We start from the raw sequence: 17,787 nt of genomic DNA, 5'->3' as shown, positions 1-17,787 counted from the left end.
ATGAAATCTTCATTATCTTGTTTTTTTGAAAATTTTCAAATTGTGCATTCTTCTGTATCATAAGGATAAGGAGGAATGATCAGATAATGTTAAAAACAAATCATAAGCTTGTCCTTGCTTCTGCTTCCCCTAGGCGCAAGGAATTGCTTAACATGCTAGCACTCCCGTTTGAAGTCTTGACAAGTGAAGTGGAAGAAACAAGTGTACAAGCTCATACAATGCAGGATTATGTAAAAGGAGTAGCTTTATTGAAGACGCGTGATGTAGCTAAAAAAGCAGCTAATGCCACGATTATTGGTGCAGATACAATCGTTGTTTACAATCAAGAGCTACTACATAAACCTAAAACGCGTGAGGAAGCTATTTCTCATTTATTGCGTTTGTCAAATAACAAGCATAGTGTGATGACTGCGGTCGCTATAATCGAACCGAATGGAAAGGAAACGACCTTTGTGGAAGAGACTACAGTTGTTTTCCACCGTCTATCGCAGGATTTAATCGAAGCTTATGTTGATTCAGGAGATCCTTTTGATAAAGCGGGTGGTTATGGCATTCAAACGATTGGTACACTATTAGTTAAAAGAATTGAAGGAGATTATAACAATGTTGTAGGTTTACCACTTGCAACTTTGTTTTCGCAATTGGTGGATCTACAGATAGTCCAATTTGCGAAGGAGTGAATATTTTTGCTAGAAGACGCTTTACCAACTTTGATGATACGTGATGTCAATATAGAGGATCGCCCCCGTGAACGGCTATTACGACAAGGGGCTGAAAGTTTATCGAATCAAGAGCTACTCGCTATTTTATTGAGGACAGGCACAAAGGAAGAATCTGTGCTTGTTCTTGCAAATAGGGTGTTAAATGTTTTTGAACGACTCCATCATTTGAAGCATGCAACCATCGAAGAAATGATGGCTATTAAAGGAATAGGCGAGGTGAAAGCCATTCAATTAATGGCTGCTGTTGAACTTGGTAGAAGACTGGCTCAAAAACATAATGATGAGAAATTCACAATACGTTCTCCACAAGATGCAGCAACTTACTTAATGCCTGATATGACCTCGCTTAATCAGGAGCATTTTGTAGTGCTTTTTTTAAATATAAAAAATCAAATTATTCATAAGCAAACGATTTTCATTGGCAGTTTAAATGCATCCATCGTTCATCCTAGAGAAATATTTCGAGAAGCTGTCAAAAGGTCTGCCGCTTCTATTATATGTGCCCACAACCATCCAAGTGGGGTGCCAACACCGAGCACGGAGGACATTGAAGTAACAAAGCGAATTGTTGAAGCAGGCTATATTATAGGGATAGAGTTAATTGATCACGTCATCATCGGCGACCATCAATATATTAGTTTAAAGGAAAAAGGATATTTTTAACTCTGCATACAATATGCAGAGTTTTTTATGATGAATTCAATTTGTTGTATAGAAGATTCTATTACTATAAATGACCTTAATTATAACCAGTCATAAAATTTTTGTATTTTTTTGTGGTATATTGGCGAACCTTTTTTCTTACATAACGTTAATGTATTCATAGAAAAGCAATTATCTTCACAAAAATTGGTAGCCTGATACACATTGTCTTATGGGAATAAAAATTATATGCTAATCTATACGTACTATTTTTAGTTTAAGAGGGAATTAAAATAGTATCTTTTCTGTGAGATGAAGTATGTGATACTACAAATTCTTGCGTTTTTCCGTTATAATGAACGGTATGAATTTTATCTTTATTCAGGGAGGACTCCCATCAAAATTGGTGGTGAGGTGAATGAGTGTGTAGTTTTTTCATAGGTGTAAACTACCAACTGATGGAGATAAAAAAATTTGACAGGTGTTATGGACGTTGAAAGGAGTCAATTGTGTATTTACACAATTCAATTTCCTATACATTGTCGTCAAATATATTGGATGTCAACGAAAGTATGGCTTATATAGAAAGGGAGTACACAATTTGTTTGGACTAGGAAGCAAAGATGTCGGGATTGACCTCGGCACAGCGAATACATTAGTGTTTATTAAAGGAAAGGGAATCGTATTACGTGAACCTTCAGTTGTAGCAAAAAATACAAAAACAGGGGATATTGTTGCCGTTGGTAATGATGCGAAAAATATGATTGGTCGAACACCTGGCTCAATCGTAGCGATTCGTCCAATGAAAGATGGCGTTATTGCTGACTTCGATATTACAACAGCAATGATTGAGTATTATTTAAAAGAAGCATGTAAAAACTCTGGAGGCAACTGGAAAAAACCAAATGTTATGATTTGTGTACCTTATGGTATTACTTCAGTGGAGCAGCGTGCTGTTATTGATGCTGCACGACAAGCAGGTGCAAAAGAGGCGTTCACAATCGAAGAGCCATTTGCAGCAGCAATCGGTTCAAATCTTCCTGTATGGGATCCTACAGGGTCAATGGTTGTTGATATCGGTGGAGGTACAACAGAAGTTGCCGTTATTTCATTAGGTGGTATTGTAACGAGTGAATCTGTACGTGTTGGTGGTGATGCAATGGATCAATCCATCATTTCGTATATCCGTAAAACGTATAATTTAACAATTGGTGAACGTACAGCGGAAGCCGTAAAAATGGAAATTGGTACGGCATTGGCAGAAGGACCAGAAGCACGAATGGATATTAGAGGACGTGACCTGTTAACAGGTTTACCGAAAACAATTGAAATTTCTTCACAGGAAATTTCTGAATCATTACGTGAAGCGGTTTCCTCTATTATTGACGGTGTTCGTAAAACATTAGAACAAACACCTCCAGAATTATCTGCTGATGTAATGGAGCGCGGTATTGTATTAACTGGTGGTGGGGCACTGCTAACAAACTTAGACAAAGTAATCAGTCAAGAGACAAATATGCCAGTATTCATTGCAGAAGATCCTTTAGACTGTGTAGCGATTGGTACAGGTAAGGCATTAGATCATATCGACTTAATTCGTCAACAACAAGTTAAAGGGTAAGGAGGTTTAGGCAATGCCACACTTTTTTTTCAATAAGAAAGTAATTTTGCTGCTCATAGGCATGGTTTTTCTTGTGGCATTGATTAGCTTCTCATTACGTGATCGGACGAATGCAACTTTACCAGAGCAAATTATTAAAGATACTGTCGGTTTCGCACAATCGCTTGTTGCGAAGCCGGCGAATTATATTAATGGTGTTTTTAATAGTATTGACTCCCTCTTAAACACGTACGAAGAAAATAAACGTTTAAAAGCACGCTTAGAAGATTTTGCAGTTGTACAAGCTGAGGCTACGGATTTAAAATCAGAGAATAACAAGCTTCGAGAGCTTTTGGATAAAACTGAGAGCTTAAAGGCATTTAATCCAATTCAAGCAACAGTGATTGCTAGAAATCCTGACCAGTGGGAAGAGAAAATTATTTTAGATAAAGGGTCTTCTCATGGAGTCAAAAAAAATATGGCAGTTATGACAGCGAAAGGGTTAGTGGGGAAAATTACCCTAGTTACACCTTTCACATCTGAGGTAGAGCTTTTAAATACAAATAATCCAAACTATCGTGTTTCCGCGATGGTGCTAGGAGAAAAAGAAGCATACGGTTTAATCGAGGGCTTTGATGAAGAACGTAATGAACTCATTATGAAGCGAATCGATTCTAGCATGAAGGTGAAAGAAGGCGAGCAAGTAGTTTCTTCAGGTCTTGGTGGTATTTTCCCTAAGGGAGTGCCGATAGGAGAAATTACGGAAGTTAGTACAGATGACTTTGGTTTAACGAAAATGGCGTATGTCAAACCATCTGCTGATTTTTCAATTTTAGAGCATGTTGTGATTGCCAAGCGAACATCCACAAGTATTGATGGATCAGATGGCAATGCAACGAATGAGGATTTATCGAATCCGCAAGAGGCAAGTGAAGAGGAGGCGGAGTGATGGTTCGATTTCTCATCCCCTCTGTAGCGGTTTTACTATTCCTGTTAGAACCAGAATTTGCTATGCTTTCCCCGATTGAAATTAAAGGGGAAGTCTATTTTCTGGTACCGCGTTTTTTAATCTTATACCTTATTTTTATATCCATCTATTACAGCCGTCAACGTGCGGTAATGTATGGACTTTTTTTTGGTGTCTTGTATGATGTGTTTTACATTGATATTATTGGATTATATTCAGTACTTTATCCACTTATATGTTTTTTGGCAGGGTCTATCGTGAAAGTTATACATCAGCACTTAGTTGTAACAACTACAATTTCAGTTATACTAGTAGCGATTTTAGAATTTATTCTCTATCAATTCTTTTTCCTAATCGATTTTACAGCAATTCCTTTAGCGGATTTCTTACGTTCACGACTACTACCAACAATCATTGCGAATGCTTTATTTTTAATGATTCTTGGGTGGGCCTTCAAGTATCTAATTAATGCGCGTGTCTTACAGAGAGCACGTGAGGTTTCTTAACAAAGAACAACGTGAGGTGAGGCATTCATGAAAAAACAGTTAGTTAATATGAAGGGAACGAAGGACGGTTTTGTACTACGCCTAGACGACCAATGTGCGTATGGTGAACTAGTGGAAGAATTAAAGAATAAGGTTTTAGAGGGCGGTATCGATGGTAAAGTTGATGTACAATTATACTTAGGCTATCGATACTGTACTGAAGAACAATTAAATGAACTTATAAAAATTATAGAAGAAACAGAACAGCTTATTGTATCGAAGGTGCAAAGTGAAGTACTGACTGTCCACGAAAGCAACCAGAAGATGTTTGAAAGCCAACAAGATACATATATAGGAGTGGTCAGATCAGGCCAAATTCTGCGTTCATCCGGGGATATTACCATCATAGGAAATGTCAATCCAAACGGTCGTGTTGAGGCTGGAGGTAATGTATATGTCCTAGGTAGACTTAAAGGGATTGCACATGCTGGTATGCAAGGCAATAAAGAAGCAATCATTGCAGCTTCTCGATTTGAAGCCACGCATATCATGATTGCCGATCAAGTTCAGGTAATGTCAGATGAACATGTAAAAGCGATTAATCAAGTAGAAATGACTTGTGCATTTATTGGCTACGATGGACGCATTACGTACGATCAAATTCATGCCTTAAAAAATATTCGACCATTGTTAAATGTGTCTAAGGGAGGAAGCTAGTGTGGGAGAAGCGATCGTCATAACTTCAGGTAAAGGCGGTGTCGGTAAAACAACGACAACGGCTAACCTTGGGACTGCATTGGCTCTACAAGGTAAAAAAGTATGTTTAGTGGATACAGATATTGGCCTACGTAATTTAGATGTGATTTTAGGCCTTGAAAATCGTATTATTTATGACCTAGTCGATGTGGTGGAAGGACGCTGTAAAATTCATCAAGCATTGATTAAGGATAAACGCGTAGATGAGAAACTATTTTTATTACCTGCTGCTCAAACAACAGATAAAAATGCTGTTACCCCTGAGCAAATGAAGAGCTTAGTAGAGGAATTGAAAAGAGACTATGATTATGTATTAATCGATTGCCCAGCGGGAATTGAGCAAGGCTACCGTAACGCTGTTGCTGGTGCAGATCATGCGATTGTTGTCACAACACCTGAAATTTCTGCTGTTCGTGATGCAGATCGTATTATTGGTTTACTGGAGCAGGAAGAGATAACAGCACCTAAACTCATCATTAATCGTATTCGACAACATATGATGAAGAGCGGTGACACACTGGATGTTAATGAAATTACAACTCATTTATCTATTGATTTATTAGGCATTATTATAGACAGTGAAGGTGTCATTTCATCTTCTAATAAAGGTGAACCAATTGTAATGGACCCCTCAAATAAAGCGTCATTAGGCTATCGAAATATTGCCCGTCGTATTCTTGGTGAATCAGTGCCATTAATGGCTATACAAGATGAGCAAAGAGGGATGTTTTCAAAACTTAAAGCCCTTTTCTCAAAATAAATTAAAACCTTTTCGTGCAATTGTACGAGAAGGTTTTTTCTTGTGCATGTTTGGACATGCAATCACATATAGTGAGGAAAAAAGGATGAGGGCTTGTTTAAAAAATGGAAATGGTTTGTCACGATACTTCTTGTGGCGGCGATCATGCTTGTAATTCGTTTAGAGGACCAGGGTGTAGTGGATACACCTGTTCGGAAGCTTGTTACAACCTCTGCTGATTTAACGTATTTAAGTGAGCTCGGGCAAAGCTGGTTCGAAAAAGAAAAAGAGACCATCATGGTTTCTAGTGATGTAGGGCAAGCAGATCTTTTAACATTTGCGAATGCCCAAGTATTTAAAGAAGGCTATCTATTGCAGTATGATGTTGGCTTACCTATCTATGCTGGTCAAAATGGATTAGTCGTTTTTACTGGCCATACAAAGTACACAGGTAAAACCATGACCATCAGTTATGAAGATGGTACAACCGTTTCCTATGGTATGTTAGATAGTTTAGCTCAACTACCATACACATCTATTCAAGCAAATGATTTAATTGGCATGAAAGAAGCGGGTCAACTTTATGTGTCCATCGAAAAGGGAGATGCCCATTATGATTTAGAGCAAATTGTACAATGGCTTGAAACGACGGAGACCAATGAGGATTAAATTACATCTTCTGTGTATCCCTCTCGTATTTGTCATGATTTTTAGTGGCCAATTAGCCTATTACGCGATCATTCTGTTTTCCTTACTGTGGCATGAGGCTGGTCACTTAGTTGCGGCAGTAATGTGTGGAGTGAAGGTGAAATCCTGCGTAATTACACCATACGGGGGAGAAATTCAATTTGAAAATCCAGCGGTTGTGCAAGCTTCGTCACTCCTATGGATTGCATTAGGAGGGCCAATCGCTACGATTATTGGGATTGGCCTCGCTTTTTTTATGCCTGATTTACTCGCTACTAAGCTTATAAATGTACAACTCGTGTTATTGGCTGTCAATATTGTACCCATCATACCGTTAGATGGTGGAAGGATATTGTTAGCCTGCCTATTTTTAAAATATCCAAGAGCTCACGTGATAGAGCTATATTATTGGTTATCATTCATCGTAGCTACTATACTATTACTTGTCACTTTCAAGTTCTTGCCACAATCTATTTTTTTAGCCATCATAAATTTATTCATTTGGTTGCAAGTGTTGAAAGAATGGCGTTATCGAAAATACCGAGTTGCTTTTGAAAAATATGTTATGAATAGATTGACTTGAAAAAATTCGTGTGGTAATATTTTAATGTTATTGTTTGTAGCACCCGTGCTACTACAACCGCTCTGTAAAGGTTTAAGTGTCTAGTAAGATCACCTTATGAAACAGGCGAGTCTGAGTCTAAGAGGAGGTGCAGTAAAATGTACGCAATTATTGAAACTGGTGGTAAACAAGTCAAAGTAGAAGCTGGTCAAGAAATCTATGTTGAAAAGTTAGGCGTAGAAGCTGATGAGGTTGTAACTTTTGATAAAGTTTTATTCGTAGGTGGCGAAAACGTTAAAGTTGGCGCTCCATTCGTAGAAGGCGCTACTGTAACAGCTAAAGTTGTTAAAGAAGGCCGTGCGAAAAAAATCGTTGTTTTCAAATTGAAAGCTAAAAAGAACTACCGTCGTAAACAAGGTCACCGTCAACCTTACACAAAATTAGTTGTTGAAGCAATCAACGCTTAATTGTGAGGTATAGCGAATGATACAAGTTACGATTCATCACGATGAAAATAGACATGTGTCAGCATTCGAATTTTCAGGACATGCTGGTTATGATGAATCTGGTAAGGATTTAGTATGTGCAGGAGCATCAACTATAGCCATTGGTACAGTGAATGCTATTTATGCATTATTACAAATTCAGCCAGAAATCGAACAAGCTGCTGAAGGTGGAGGCTATCTCAAGGTAGATTTACCATCAGACATAGAGCCTGAAGTAGATGCAAAACTACAGTTAATTGTTCAAGTAATGACTGCCCAAGTGTATTCTATGGTGCAAAATTACGGACAATACATCCAAATCAACTACAACCAAGTAGGAGGTGGAACTCGATGAAATTATTATTAGCATTAGACCTTCAACTTTTTGCATCGAAAAAAGGGGTAGGTTCTACTAAAAACGGACGTGACTCTGAGTCTAAACGACTTGGTGCAAAACGTGCTGATGGCCAATTCGTAACAGGTGGTTCAATTCTTTACCGTCAACGCGGTACAAAAATTTACCCAGGTACAAACGTAGGTCGTGGTGGTGACGATACACTATTTGCTAAAGTTGACGGCGTTGTTAAATTTGAACGTTTAGGTCGCGATCGCAAACAAGTATCTGTTTATCCAACAACACAAGAAGCTTAATCTTTTATAAGATAACATAAAGCGGAGGACTGCATTTATTGCAGTCCTTTTTTTGGCTAAATTTCAAAAAAGCCGATTGGACGCAATGACACCAAGGTATAATTGATTAAAGAATTAAGGGAAAAATACAGCAAAACTTGTTATACTAGTAAGGATAACTTTATTGGAGTGAATGGGATGAACAATCAATCACTAACCATTAGTGAAGTATTACGTTTTGCAAATCATGATTATGTGAATCAACTGCAACTGATTCGCATGAATTTAGATTTAGGTAGAATCGAGGAATCGAAAAAACTTATTCAACATTATTCAGAACAATTACGAGTATTTTCTATCCTCAATCGACTACAATTACCACAAACAATTGAATGGCTTCAAACAGCAGGATGGCGTTACCCATCATTAGCTTGGAAGCTAAGCGGTGAGATAAAAAAGCCTGTGACCAATGATATTGATCAGGAAGTTGTAGATTATTTAAACAAAACAGTTATGCATGTTTATGATACATTAGATCCATTTACAGAGCAGATCCTAACGCTTGATGTACGTGTTGACGATCATACATTTGCCGTGACATTCACGCTAAATGGGTTATGGAGTGCTGATGCATTCACCGAAAAAGGTTTGAAACAATTCGACATTCAAACAATTGAGCAGACAACTACACGCTGGCAATATGTCTTGAGTGCAAATAGGGAGTGAACTAAATGTTTGTCGATCACGTAAAGATTTATGTTAAAGGTGGAGATGGCGGAGACGGTATGGTAGCCTTTCGCCGTGAAAAATATGTACCAAATGGTGGTCCAGCTGGTGGAGATGGTGGACACGGTGGTAACGTTGTATTTGAAGTAGAAGAGGGCTTACGAACATTAATGGATTTCCGCTATAAACGCCATTTTAAAGCACCTCGTGGCGAGCATGGGATGAGTAAAGGCATGCATGGTAAAAATGCGGAGGATTTAATTGTTAAAGTACCACCAGGCACAGTGGTTATGAATGAAGAAACAAATGCCGTTATTGCTGACTTAGTCGAGCATGGGCAAAGAGCAGTTATTGCGAAAGCAGGCAGAGGTGGACGAGGTAATTCTCGCTTTGCTACACCTGCCAACCCGGCGCCAGAACTTTCTGAAAAAGGTGAGCCAGGACAAGAATTAAATGTTATATTAGAGTTAAAAGTTTTAGCAGATGTAGGGTTAGTTGGTTTCCCAAGTGTTGGTAAATCAACACTTTTATCTGTTGTTTCCGCGGCTAAGCCAAAAATTGGTGCTTATCATTTCACAACAATTGTACCGAACTTAGGCATGATTGAAACGGATGACCATCGAAGCTTTGCAATGGCTGATTTACCAGGGCTTATTGAAGGAGCACATCAAGGAGTTGGACTAGGTCATCAATTTTTACGACATATCGAACGTACACGCGTTATCGTTCATGTCATTGATATGTCAGGGATGGAAGGCCGCGATCCATATGAAGATTATTTAACAATTAATGAAGAGCTAAAACAATATAATCTTCGTTTAACAGAGCGTCCACAAATTATCGTAGCCAATAAAATGGATATGCCAGATGCAGAAGAGAATTTACAAGCATTCCGTCAGAAGGTTGGAGAAGACGTTCAAATTTTCCCAATTTCTGCTGTTTCACGTCAAGGTTTAAAAGAGCTACTTTTTGCCATTGCCGATCTATTAGAAGTAACGCCTGAATTCCCACTATATGATGATCTAGAGGAGCAATCAGACGCAACCGTAATGTACAAGCATGAGGCAAAAGGTGAAGATTTCGAAATCACACGTGATGATGATGGTACATTTATTATTAGTGGTTATGCAATTGAGCGTTTATTTAAAATGACAGACTTTAGCCGTGAGGATGGTATACGTCGTTTTGCTCGTCAATTGCGTGCAATGGGTGTGGACGAGGCTCTGCGTGAGCGTGGAGCGCAAGATGGCGATACAGTACGCCTACAAGAGTTTGAATTTGAATTTGTCGATTAAGACATGAGTTTTAGGGGGAAGCGTATGAAGAATGTTGCGAATCAGCGATATTATTTAGTTCGTGAGGATGTTTTAACGGATGCAATGCAAAAAACTTTGGAGGCGAAACACTTACTATCAAGTGGTTCAGTATCTTCCATTTGGGATGCGGTAAAGCAGGTGGATTTATCGCGAAGTGCGTTTTACAAATATCGTGATGCGGTTTTTCCTTTTCATTCAATTGTGCAGGAACGCATTTTAACAGTCTTTTTACAGCTTCAAGATAGAAAAGGAACACTTGCCAAGCTTTTAGAAACTGTGACAATTACACATTGTAATGTCTTAACGATTCATCAAACAATCCCTATTCAGGGACGTGCGAATGTTACATTGTCATTAGATGTAACAAGCATGACTTGTGATCTTGATGATCTTATTCAGCAATTAAAACGCTTAGATTTTGTGGAATCAGCGGAAGTGATTAGTTCTGGAGCATTATAATCACAGAGAGTGTTCAATCCTTTAATTTTTGACAAAATGACAAACATCGTGTTGAATAACCCCAATGGGTAAAGATACGATAACAAAGCTCAAATAAGGAGCTGTCCCAAGCGTTTTTCATCACGAGGGACTGCTCCTTATTGTGCCATAAAGGAGGTATTTGCAATGACAAAGCAACAATGGGAAAATCGAATCGCCTATCTAGGACCAGAAGCATCATTTACATACTTAGCGACAAAGGCTACTTTTCCAAATGAGTGGCTCGTACCGTGTGCCACGATTCCAGAATGTATAGAGGCTGTTGCAGAGGGAAAGGTAGATTTAGCTGTCGTGCCGCTAGAAAATGCTCTAGAGGGCTCTGTATCATTAACATTAGATTACTTATTCCATGAGGCAACACTTTATGTAACTGGAGAGTTATTGCTGAAAATTCAGCAGCATTTAATGGTCAATAAAGCGCAGAAGGATGATTGGCAGTCAATCGAAGGTGTTTATTCTCATCCGCATGCACTAGCTCAATGTCATAAATATTTATTTTATCGTTTTAGTCATGTACCATTACATCAAACAACTTCAACTGCAGCAGCAGCAAAATATGTATCAGAGAATCCACAAGAGTGTATAGCGGCAGTCGGTAATGCAGCCGCAGCTGAAAAATATGGTCTTGAAATAGTGGAGCAGAATATCCATGATTTTCATTTTAATCATACACGATTCTTTGTACTGTCTAAGCAAAATAAACGATTGCCACAAGAGCTATCAGATGGGCAAGCGAAAACAACATTTATGATTACCTTACCAACAGATCGTTCAGGTGCATTACATCAGGTGCTTTCTGTTTTTGCATGGCGTCAGCTAAATTTAAGTAAAATCGAATCACGTCCATTAAAAACTGGATTAGGTGATTATTTCTTTATGATTGATGTATTAGCAGATGAAAAGGAACCGATGATGCGTGGGGCAATGGAAGAATTAGCTGCGCTAGGCTGCAAAGTAAAGTCACTGGGTACCTATTTTACTTATGTAACATCAGACGAAGCATAGTAATGTGAAGGAGGAGGAAAGAAGATGGGTGGGATTATTTTATTCGATGGTGTCTGTAATTTTTGTGATAGCACTGTTCAATTTATCATCAAACATGATCAAGCTGGCTATTTTCAATTTGCATCGCTGCAAAGCGAGGCTGGTCAATCGCTTCTCACTCAATATCATATACCAAAGAATATAGATAGTGTAATTCTTATTGAACAAGGGAAAGTGTCTGTTGAATCTACCGCTGCGTTAAACATTTGCCGTAAATTTGATGGATTGTGGCCTTGTTTCTACGCCTTCATTCTTGTACCACCATTTATTCGCAATGCATTATATCGATTATTTGCAAAGCAACGCTATCGTTTGTTTGGAAAAAAAAGTGAATGCTTATTGCCTACGCCTGCTCAACGTCAAAGATTTCTTTCCTGATAGGGAAATACTTGCCTTTAAGAGAACAATAGCTCCGGACGGAAGCCCGCGCTTAACGAGACAATACCAGCATTAAAAACAGAAAGCACCGTTTGAAATCAATTTTTCAGACGGTGCTTTTACTATTCATTGATCTGACACTAAGTAGCCCTTTTTTGTAAAGCTCCCTCAATTAATGTTAAAACTTCAACAGAGGGTGCTGTGATGACATGTAGATGGATGCCGCCAGTGAGAGCAGATAAATAGTTGGCCTGTGTTGCATTCACACGTTCGATAAATTGTTTCACCTCATGGCGGTTGGATACCATGATAGAGGCTGTCAGTTCACCATATATTGGATGTTCGACAATGACATTTTTGACGGTTCCGCCACAGTCTACAATCGTCATTAATTCATCTTCCGTCTGCTCTGATGTATGCAAGCAAGGGAATGTTCGTTCAACGGTTTGCTGTATTTGTTCTTGATGCATATAAAGATAACCTTGGCTTGTGGCAATAATGGGCTCATTTCTTGCCTTTAATAAAGTCATATCATTGACGATTACTTGTCTAGAAACATTGGCGAACTTTGCTAAGTCTGTCCCAGTTATAGGTGCTTTATTTTTTTTTAATTGCGCTAATAGTTGCAGTCGGCGTTCTTCGCCTAACATTTTTTTCATAAGAGATCACCCCTGCTCGTAATAAAGGAATCAGCGTTCCTTATGAATTAGTGTACCATGAAGCTTTTCTAACTTGCTGAAATTTTTGTATCCAAATGAAACATTGAACATATGATACGTAGAGAGGAAGGGAGGAAAAAATTGCGTATTCATATTGTTCAAAAGGGAGATACATTGTGGAAGATTGCGAAAGAGTACGGCATTTCGTTTGAAGATTTGAAGCGGCTCAATGTCCATCTTGCCAACCCAGATTATATTGTTCCAGGCATGGAAATTATATTGCCTGAAAAAATAAACAAAGAGCCGCATAGAGATTCACATAAAGAAATGCCGAAAAAGGAAACACAAGTGCATAAGGAGACACCAAAGGAAAGTCCTAAAAAAGAGGTACAGCGACCAATGCCACCACCACCGCCAATTGTACCGCCACCACCAGCTCCTATGCCAATGCCAGAACCACAAATGATACCGATACCAATACCGATGCCAATGCCAATGCAGATGCCACAACAGCCGATGTGGGTACCGCAGCCTGTGGAAATGAATTGGCACCAGCAATTGGTGATGCCACAAATGGAGCAAAATGTTACAACACCACCTGTACAAATACAGCCACCACCACCGCCAGCACCTACACCGCCACCACCGCCTGTAGCTAAACCAAAGCCAATGCCACAACCAGCACCACATCCACCAATGCATATCATGCCACAAATGCCTGCCGTACCACATTGTTCAAGTTGCCATCAGCCAATCTATCATCAGATGTGGTGGCCGATGCCAATGCAGCCGCAGGTCGAGCATTATACGATGCCACAGCAGCCAATGTCCTATGACATGCCAGATCATAAAGTAGGTGGAATGGAAGACTTTTTAGAGTCCACATCACCATTCTTCCATACGCAAGATCACCAAAAGCCACAAATGGATATGATGCCCGATATGAATATGGGGCAATCCTGTGGTTGTGGCACACAACCAATGATGATGCCTGATATGAACATGGGTCAATCTTGTGGCTGTGGCACACAACCAATGATGATGCCAAATTGGCAAATGGACCCTTGTCATTGCCCGCCACCACCATGTCCGACACATTGTCCACCACCATGCCCATCAGCAGCAGGTCCTTGGATGTCTCCGCATTATTTCCCAGGCGGGATGACGCCTTATCGATGGTGAAAAAGCGTATATTGTAGAAGAAGTAAAGCCAAATATTTGGAAATATAAATATCGATCGAAAAATTATTTTGTCAAACGTGCAAAGCAAGTGGAAATTGCGGAGAAGGTAAGAACCATTCATCGCCAATTAGGACGTATGGAACCTTCTTTGATCCTACCATTAGTTCAGAGCGATGATGAGCAGTTAATTGTGCAAATGTGGCAAGAAGGAAGCCACGGTGCTAACTTTGCGCATAAAAAAGATCGTAAGGAATCTCTTAGACTACTAATCGCTTTACATGACACACATAAAAAGATTGCTTGGCAGCGCGTGCCAGGCTTGCATACCTACTCACAGCTTTTAAAATGGCAAATGCGTCATATGCGTTTTAAAAGTAGAAGAAATGAGTTTCGAACATTTTTAACGAAAGAAGAAATTGATCAAATATTGCATTATAGTGATAAGTCATTACAATTGATTGCATTGGAAGATGCACCTGAAAAAGAGATTACGCTACTGCATGGGGATGTAGTTCATCATAATTTTTTATGGTGCTCCGATGGACAATTACGTTTAATTGATTTTGATTTAGCGCACCTTGGTGAAGCGGATGACGAGTATATTTTATGGTTACATCGTGTGTTACCTGCTGTAGATTATGATCTTGGAAAGATTTTTGCAGAGTTACCTGAGCTGAAACGACTGGATAAAAGAAAGCTTCATCGCTTGAAATACCCAAATGAGTTATTACGAGAATGGCTGTTTGCTATAGATTTACCACTAGAGCAACAGCTAGTATTTTTAGATTATTTAGTACCATTTACAAAACGAGCCCTCACCTATTGGCCAAAACTGTGGTACGATATTGATAGATTTGTCAAGAAATGACCGTCAATTGGCGGTCATTTTTGTCTGCGAACGGAGTTTAGACGCTACTTTTTGTCGAGCATTCGTTCGCTATATGCTATAATCGAAGACGATGATTGTGAGGGATTATAGATGTATGATTATTTAAAAGGACAAATTACTCGTATTACACCTGAATTTATTGTGCTGGAACAACAGGGGATTGGGTGGCAACTTAATACGCCCAATCCATTTGCTTTTCGAACATCTGCCCTTGAGCAACAGATATATGTTCATTTGCATGTGCGAGAGGATGCGCAAGTTTTATATGGCTTCCCTAACCTAGATCAGCGTGAGTTATTCCGTAAGCTTATTTTAGTGTCAGGAATAGGACCAAAGGGCGCTTTAGCGATTTTAGCTACAGGTAATCCACAACAGGTTATTAGCGCAATTGAGCGGGAGGACGAAGCGTTTTTAGTGAAGTTCCCTGGAGTTGGTAAAAAAACAGCACGTCAAATGATCCTCGACTTGAAGGGTAAACTTGGTTCATTATTAGATACACTTGAATTACCTAGTGCAGAAGATGAATTACCTTTGTTTGGTGTGAATGCCTATAAACATGAATTAGAAGAAGCCCTACTTGCCTTAATGGCTCTTGGCTATTCTGAAAAAGAGCTAGAAAAAATTAAACCACAGCTAGAGGATAACGATAAACTTGAAACGACAGATGCCTTTATGAAACAAGCATTGCAACTACTGCTAAAATTAAAATAAGGAAAGGAGGAAAGGTGCATGTCTGAACGTATGATGGCAAGTGAAGCAGGGAGCTATGATGAGCAGTTTGAGTTATCTTTACGTCCTCAAAAATTAGCACAGTATATTGGGCAACATAAAGTAAAGGAAAACTTACAAATATTCATTGAAGCGGCAAAGCTTCGCCAAGAAAGTTTAGATCATGTGTTGTTATATGGACCTCCAGGACTTGGTAAAACGACCTTAGCGGCTGTTATCGCAAATGAGATGAATGTTAACGTACGCATGACAAGTGGCCCTGCGATTGAGCGTCCAGGAGATTTGGCAGCTATTTTAAGTTCACTAGAGCCTGGGGACGTTTTATTTATTGATGAAATTCATCGACTGCCCCGTGCTATTGAAGAAGTATTATATCCAGCAATGGAAGACTTCTGCTTAGATATTGTGGTAGGAAAAGGTCCTGAAGCACGTTCTGTACGACTTGATTTACCTCCCTTTACCCTTGTAGGTGCAACAACAAGAGCGGGTGCTTTATCAGCTCCTCTAAGAGATCGCTTTGGTGTGTTGCTGCGCCTAGAATATTATGATGACCGATCGCTTGCTGAAATTGTTGTGAGAAGTGCACATTTATTTGAGGTAGAAATAGAGCAAGTAGCAGCAATGGAAATGGCGAGACGCTCACGTGGAACACCTCGAATTGCCAATCGTTTATTGAAACGAGTGCGAGATTATGCACAAGTGCTTGGAGATGGTATGATAACGGAGGGTCTTGCACAGCAAGCATTAGAGCTGTTACAAGTAGATCCTAGAGGGCTTGATCATATTGACCATAAACTTGTAACCAATATGATTGAGCGATTCCGAGGAGGCCCAGTAGGCTTAGATACTCTTGCTGCATCAATTGGTGAGGAACGGGTTACGATAGAAGATGTATACGAGCCTTATTTGATGCAAATTGGCCTTATTCAACGTACCCCGAGAGGAAGAGTAGCCACACATTTAGCTTACGAACATTTTGGATATGAGTATCCCCAACAAACATAAAGAAGGAAGTTATTTTCATGCGTGTAGAAGATTTTGATTTTGAATTACCAGAGGAGCTTATTGCCCAAACACCATTAGTGGATCGTACAGCAAGTCGATTAATGGTCGTGACACCGGGCTCAAATAAAGTGGAGCACCACCATTTTGCCCATGTATTAGACGAGCTACATGCTGGAGACTGTCTTGTACTAAATGATACAAGAGTTTTACCTGCTCGTTTAATGGGTGTAAAAGAAGAAACAGGTGCACATATAGAAGTATTGCTACTGAAGCAAATGGCTGGTACAGATGAGTGGGAAACACTTGTAAAACCAGCAAAGCGTGTAAAAGTAGGAACAGTCATCACATTTGGTGACGGTTTATTAACAGCTACATGTACAGGTGAGCTTGAACATGGCGGACGTACATTTGAATTTCAGTATAATGGTATTTTTTATGAAATATTAGAGCAACTTGGTGAAATGCCATTACCTCCCTATATTCGTGAAAAACTAGAGGATAAGGATCGTTATCAAACCGTTTATGCCAAAGAGCGTGGTTCTGCTGCAGCGCCTACAGCTGGGCTGCATTTTACAGAGGAGCTATTAGCTCAAGTGAAGGCTAAAGGCGTAGAGGTTGTCTTTATTACCCTACATGTCGGTCTTGGCACTTTCCGTCCCGTTAGTGTAGACTCGATTGAGAACCATGAAATGCATGCAGAATTCTATAGTGTTACAGAACAAGCAGCAGATACAATTAATCGCGTAAAGCGTAACGGTGGCAAGGTAGTAGCTGTTGGGACAACCTCTACTCGTACATTAGAGACAATTGGTTCTAAATATGAGGGAGAAGTGCGAGCAGAACAAGGTTGGACGTCTATTTTCATCTATCCAGGCTACAATTTTACGGTGGTGGATGGGTTAATCACAAACTTCCATTTACCAAAATCAACACTAGTCATGCTTGTTAGTACGCTAGCTACTCGTGAGACCATTTTAAGTGCTTATCAGCAAGCTGTAGAAGAAAGATATCGCTTCTTTAGTTTTGGTGATGCAATGTTTATACGTCCCAAAAAATAATAGTGGATAAAATCGGAGTACTGTTTTT

The 17,787-nt window shown here is 39.4% G+C and carries 23 protein-coding genes and 1 other annotated feature; of the genes, 22 read left to right on the top strand and 1 reads right to left on the bottom strand.

The features are described 5' to 3' along the window. The first annotated feature begins 86 nt into the window (after nt 1-86). The 17 genes from LBYS11_RS15740 to LBYS11_RS15660 all read left to right on the top strand — a co-directional run bounded on the left by LBYS11_RS15740 (nt 87) and on the right by LBYS11_RS15660 (nt 12,237). Complete coding sequence (locus LBYS11_RS15740) at nt 87-680, top strand: Maf family protein (RefSeq protein WP_103118498.1); 594 nt, start codon at nt 87-89, stop codon at nt 678-680. 33 nt (nt 681-713) lie between these two features. Next, entirely contained in the window at nt 714-1,385 is a 672-nt protein-coding gene (radC, locus tag LBYS11_RS15735) for a RadC family protein (protein ID WP_175400705.1), read from the top strand. A gap of 580 nt (nt 1,386-1,965) precedes the next feature. Then, on the top strand, nt 1,966-2,985 hold the full coding sequence (locus tag LBYS11_RS15730) for a rod shape-determining protein (RefSeq protein WP_048395153.1): 1,020 nt from the start codon (nt 1,966-1,968) through the stop codon (nt 2,983-2,985). 13 nt (nt 2,986-2,998) lie between these two features. Further along, on the top strand, nt 2,999-3,913 hold the full coding sequence (gene mreC, locus LBYS11_RS15725) for a rod shape-determining protein MreC (RefSeq protein WP_048395155.1): 915 nt from the start codon (nt 2,999-3,001) through the stop codon (nt 3,911-3,913). After that, nucleotides 3,913-4,437, top strand: coding sequence for a rod shape-determining protein MreD (mreD, locus tag LBYS11_RS15720; protein WP_054550026.1), 525 nt, complete (start codon nt 3,913-3,915; stop codon nt 4,435-4,437). Before mreC ends, mreD begins: the two co-directional genes overlap by 1 nt. A 27-nt stretch (nt 4,438-4,464) precedes the next feature. After that, the gene (gene minC / locus LBYS11_RS15715) at nt 4,465-5,133 is read left to right on the top strand and encodes a septum site-determining protein MinC (protein ID WP_004226657.1); all 669 of its coding nucleotides are present in this window, start codon (nt 4,465-4,467) and stop codon (nt 5,131-5,133) included. Between the two features lies 1 nt (nt 5,134). Continuing rightward, the gene (gene minD, locus LBYS11_RS15710) at nt 5,135-5,932 is read left to right on the top strand and encodes a septum site-determining protein MinD (protein ID WP_004226660.1); all 798 of its coding nucleotides are present in this window, start codon (nt 5,135-5,137) and stop codon (nt 5,930-5,932) included. 93 nt (nt 5,933-6,025) lie between these two features. Then, entirely contained in the window at nt 6,026-6,580 is a 555-nt protein-coding gene (locus LBYS11_RS15705) for a peptidoglycan DD-metalloendopeptidase family protein (RefSeq protein ID WP_016991889.1), read from the top strand. Continuing rightward, nucleotides 6,570-7,181 carry a zinc metalloprotease gene (locus LBYS11_RS15700; protein ID WP_048395158.1) on the top strand — a complete coding sequence of 204 codons (612 nt, stop codon included), beginning with the start codon at nt 6,570-6,572 and terminating at the stop codon, nt 7,179-7,181. Before LBYS11_RS15705 ends, LBYS11_RS15700 begins: the two co-directional genes overlap by 11 nt. Before the next feature lie 45 nt (nt 7,182-7,226). Beyond that, nucleotides 7,227-7,304 (top strand) — a sequence feature (ribosomal protein L21 leader region). A 14-nt stretch (nt 7,305-7,318) separates the two neighbouring features. Further along, nucleotides 7,319-7,627 (top strand): 50S ribosomal protein L21, encoded by a 309-nt coding sequence (rplU, locus tag LBYS11_RS15695; RefSeq protein WP_004226667.1) that lies wholly within the window; start codon nt 7,319-7,321, stop codon nt 7,625-7,627. A gap of 16 nt (nt 7,628-7,643) precedes the next feature. Continuing rightward, on the top strand, nt 7,644-8,000 hold the full coding sequence (locus LBYS11_RS15690; protein ID WP_016991891.1) for a ribosomal-processing cysteine protease Prp: 357 nt from the start codon (nt 7,644-7,646) through the stop codon (nt 7,998-8,000). Then, on the top strand, nt 7,997-8,296 hold the full coding sequence (gene rpmA / locus LBYS11_RS15685; protein ID WP_016991892.1) for a 50S ribosomal protein L27: 300 nt from the start codon (nt 7,997-7,999) through the stop codon (nt 8,294-8,296). The genes LBYS11_RS15690 and rpmA overlap by 4 nt, the downstream gene beginning before the upstream one ends. 177 nt (nt 8,297-8,473) lie before the next feature. Further along, nucleotides 8,474-9,001: a Spo0B domain-containing protein gene (locus LBYS11_RS15680; protein WP_048395160.1), complete on the top strand. Its 528-nt coding sequence runs from the start codon at nt 8,474-8,476 to the stop codon at nt 8,999-9,001. A 5-nt stretch (nt 9,002-9,006) separates the two neighbouring features. Next, nucleotides 9,007-10,296, top strand: a complete 1,290-nt coding sequence (gene obgE / locus LBYS11_RS15675; protein WP_054550027.1) for a GTPase ObgE — start codon at nt 9,007-9,009, stop codon at nt 10,294-10,296. 24 nt (nt 10,297-10,320) lie between these two features. Further along, nucleotides 10,321-10,776 (top strand): ACT domain-containing protein, encoded by a 456-nt coding sequence (locus LBYS11_RS15670; protein WP_004226679.1) that lies wholly within the window; start codon nt 10,321-10,323, stop codon nt 10,774-10,776. A gap of 165 nt (nt 10,777-10,941) precedes the next feature. Then, complete coding sequence (gene pheA, locus LBYS11_RS15665) at nt 10,942-11,820, top strand: prephenate dehydratase (protein ID WP_048395164.1); 879 nt, start codon at nt 10,942-10,944, stop codon at nt 11,818-11,820. Between the two features lie 24 nt (nt 11,821-11,844). Beyond that, nucleotides 11,845-12,237, top strand: a complete 393-nt coding sequence (locus LBYS11_RS15660) for a thiol-disulfide oxidoreductase DCC family protein (RefSeq protein WP_048395166.1) — start codon at nt 11,845-11,847, stop codon at nt 12,235-12,237. Between the two features lie 140 nt (nt 12,238-12,377). Here the strand turns inward: LBYS11_RS15660 and LBYS11_RS15655 are convergent, their stop codons facing one another. Continuing rightward, nucleotides 12,378-12,896 (bottom strand): transcription repressor NadR, encoded by a 519-nt coding sequence (locus LBYS11_RS15655; RefSeq protein ID WP_103118497.1) that lies wholly within the window; start codon nt 12,894-12,896, stop codon nt 12,378-12,380. 141 nt (nt 12,897-13,037) lie between these two features. Between LBYS11_RS15655 and LBYS11_RS24090 the strand changes: the two genes are divergently transcribed. The 5 genes from LBYS11_RS24090 to queA all read left to right on the top strand — a co-directional run bounded on the left by LBYS11_RS24090 (nt 13,038) and on the right by queA (nt 17,759). After that, the gene (locus LBYS11_RS24090) at nt 13,038-14,078 is read left to right on the top strand and encodes a LysM peptidoglycan-binding domain-containing protein (RefSeq protein ID WP_103118496.1); all 1,041 of its coding nucleotides are present in this window, start codon (nt 13,038-13,040) and stop codon (nt 14,076-14,078) included. Beyond that, a complete protein-coding gene (locus tag LBYS11_RS15645; protein WP_313872351.1) occupies nt 14,068-14,946 on the top strand; it encodes a phosphotransferase in 879 nt (292 codons plus the stop codon). The genes LBYS11_RS24090 and LBYS11_RS15645 overlap by 11 nt, the downstream gene beginning before the upstream one ends. A gap of 111 nt (nt 14,947-15,057) precedes the next feature. Beyond that, entirely contained in the window at nt 15,058-15,678 is a 621-nt protein-coding gene (gene ruvA, locus LBYS11_RS15640) for a Holliday junction branch migration protein RuvA (RefSeq protein ID WP_004226690.1), read from the top strand. Nucleotides 15,679-15,696: 18 nt separating this feature from the next. After that, nucleotides 15,697-16,701 carry a Holliday junction branch migration DNA helicase RuvB gene (gene ruvB / locus LBYS11_RS15635; protein ID WP_004226692.1) on the top strand — a complete coding sequence of 335 codons (1,005 nt, stop codon included), beginning with the start codon at nt 15,697-15,699 and terminating at the stop codon, nt 16,699-16,701. Between the two features lie 17 nt (nt 16,702-16,718). Further along, on the top strand, nt 16,719-17,759 hold the full coding sequence (gene queA / locus LBYS11_RS15630; RefSeq protein ID WP_048395176.1) for a tRNA preQ1(34) S-adenosylmethionine ribosyltransferase-isomerase QueA: 1,041 nt from the start codon (nt 16,719-16,721) through the stop codon (nt 17,757-17,759). Nucleotides 17,760-17,787 lie beyond the last annotated feature (28 nt).

The organism is Lysinibacillus sp. YS11 (assembly GCF_002896375.1).
Classification (GTDB): Bacteria; Bacillota; Bacilli; order Bacillales_A; family Planococcaceae; genus Lysinibacillus; species Lysinibacillus capsici.
Note: the sequence above shows the minus strand (reverse complement) of the source record. Positions and strands in the feature narration are given on the sequence as shown.

Coding starts and splice junctions, on each gene's coding strand:
- LBYS11_RS15700 (WP_048395158.1), top strand. CDS start 6,570: ATGAGGATTAAATTACATCTTCTGTGTATCCCTCTCGTATTTGTCATG.
- rpmA (WP_016991892.1), top strand. CDS start 7,997: ATGAAATTATTATTAGCATTAGACCTTCAACTTTTTGCATCGAAAAAA.
- ruvB (WP_004226692.1), top strand. CDS start 15,697: ATGTCTGAACGTATGATGGCAAGTGAAGCAGGGAGCTATGATGAGCAG.
- rplU (WP_004226667.1), top strand. CDS start 7,319: ATGTACGCAATTATTGAAACTGGTGGTAAACAAGTCAAAGTAGAAGCT.
- mreD (WP_054550026.1), top strand. CDS start 3,913: ATGGTTCGATTTCTCATCCCCTCTGTAGCGGTTTTACTATTCCTGTTA.
- ruvA (WP_004226690.1), top strand. CDS start 15,058: ATGTATGATTATTTAAAAGGACAAATTACTCGTATTACACCTGAATTT.
- mreC (WP_048395155.1), top strand. CDS start 2,999: ATGCCACACTTTTTTTTCAATAAGAAAGTAATTTTGCTGCTCATAGGC.
- LBYS11_RS15740 (WP_103118498.1), top strand. CDS start 87: ATGTTAAAAACAAATCATAAGCTTGTCCTTGCTTCTGCTTCCCCTAGG.
- obgE (WP_054550027.1), top strand. CDS start 9,007: ATGTTTGTCGATCACGTAAAGATTTATGTTAAAGGTGGAGATGGCGGA.
- LBYS11_RS15670 (WP_004226679.1), top strand. CDS start 10,321: ATGAAGAATGTTGCGAATCAGCGATATTATTTAGTTCGTGAGGATGTT.
- LBYS11_RS15680 (WP_048395160.1), top strand. CDS start 8,474: ATGAACAATCAATCACTAACCATTAGTGAAGTATTACGTTTTGCAAAT.
- LBYS11_RS15660 (WP_048395166.1), top strand. CDS start 11,845: ATGGGTGGGATTATTTTATTCGATGGTGTCTGTAATTTTTGTGATAGC.
- radC (WP_175400705.1), top strand. CDS start 714: ATGATACGTGATGTCAATATAGAGGATCGCCCCCGTGAACGGCTATTA.
- LBYS11_RS15655 (WP_103118497.1), bottom strand. CDS start 12,896: ATGAAAAAAATGTTAGGCGAAGAACGCCGACTGCAACTATTAGCGCAA.
- queA (WP_048395176.1), top strand. CDS start 16,719: ATGCGTGTAGAAGATTTTGATTTTGAATTACCAGAGGAGCTTATTGCC.
- minC (WP_004226657.1), top strand. CDS start 4,465: ATGAAAAAACAGTTAGTTAATATGAAGGGAACGAAGGACGGTTTTGTA.
- pheA (WP_048395164.1), top strand. CDS start 10,942: ATGACAAAGCAACAATGGGAAAATCGAATCGCCTATCTAGGACCAGAA.
- LBYS11_RS15690 (WP_016991891.1), top strand. CDS start 7,644: ATGATACAAGTTACGATTCATCACGATGAAAATAGACATGTGTCAGCA.